Raw genomic sequence first — 1,290 nt, forward strand, 5'->3', positions numbered from 1 at the left:
CGACCGCGTCGCGGATGTCGAAGGCGGCCAGCGCCTCGCATGCCGCCACGTAGCAGGCGGCGTCGGTGCTCCTGACCATCTGCACCGCCCACTCGGTGATCGCGGGCTGGGTGACGAGGAACGCCTCGGTGAACCAGCGCTCGGGCGTGGTGTGCGCGGTGCGGTCCAGGCCGTTGGCGCGGACCAGGACGCCGCGCTGGCGCCAGCCGTCGGCGGTGGCGTAGCGGGCGGCGGCCGAGACCAGGGCCAGGGCGGCCACCCGGTCGGGGCGCAGCAGCGCCAGCCGGGCGCCGATGGCGGCGCCGAGCCCGCACCCGGCATAGCCGAAGCTGTCGATGCCCTCGTCGTCCAGCACGGCCAGCAGCCGCCGGGCGAGGTCGTCGACCGAGTACGCGGGGTCGGCCGGGGCGCCGCCGTGCCCGGGCAGCTCGTAACGCAGCACCCGCCAGTCGCCGCTGAGCACGGGGAGCTGGCGGTCCCACATGTGCCAGGTCGCGCCCAGGGCGGGACCCAGCACGAGCACGGGGGCGTCGTCGGGGCCGTCGAAGCGGTACTGCAGCGGCGGCTGCAGCAGGTCGTCACGATCGTCGTACGCGTCGTTGAACGTGTCGTACGCAGTGGCGGCCTGGTCGGTCGTCTCGCTCATCGCCTCACGCTATCGAGTGAAAGCGGGGACGGGGTCACCCGCCCCCGAAGCCATGCTGGAAATTGACAGTGGACACCACATACACGGTCGGCGCGTCGGGATCGGTCAGATCCACGGTGATGTCGTGGTCGGGCTTGTCGCCGGCCTGGTGCAGGGTGATCCCGGCGTAGGGGCGGTGGACGGCGAAGTTCCAGTCGACCCCTTTGGTCTGGGCCGGCCTGATCGTGACCCGGCCGGGCTGCAGGGCGGCGCGGCTGGTGCCCACCTTGGCCAGGAAGGTGTCCAGTCCGCCCGCGGTGGTGGTGAACTGCGCCAGCAGCACGCTGACGTCCCAGGAGTTGGTCTCCAGGTAGCCGGGGTGGGTGGCCCCGATCGGGAACGACACCTGGTAGACGCGCTGCTGGAGCGAGCTGGGCCGGGCCCGGGTCATGTGCCGGGCGGCGGCTTCCTGCTGCTTGTCCTCGCCGCTGATCCGGCTCTGCTTGGCGGCGACGACCACATAGCCGATGGGGACCACGACCAGCAGGGGCAGCACGGTCCAGCGGACCCAGTCGGGGGGCGTCGACGGGGCGGCCGCAGGCCGGGCCTGGCGCGCTCGGTGTCGGCGGTGGCGGAGTGCGGGGGCGGTGGTGGTTCGCGGTGGG

2 protein-coding genes are annotated in these 1,290 nt (G+C 73.2%); both read right to left on the reverse strand.

Annotated elements, in window-relative coordinates; all coding sequences use genetic code 11:
• Positions 1-646, reverse strand: a 646-nt coding sequence (locus tag GA0115240_RS07975; RefSeq protein ID WP_141708760.1) for an alpha/beta fold hydrolase, incomplete at its 3' end; no start/stop codon positions are given.
• 34 nt (positions 647-680) lie between these two features.
• The coding region (locus tag GA0115240_RS07980; RefSeq protein WP_237554701.1) for a hypothetical protein at positions 681-1,290 on the reverse strand (610 nt) is incomplete at its 5' end.

The organism is Streptomyces sp. DvalAA-14, assembly GCF_900091855.1.
Taxonomy (GTDB): domain Bacteria; phylum Actinomycetota; class Actinomycetes; order Streptomycetales; family Streptomycetaceae; genus Actinacidiphila.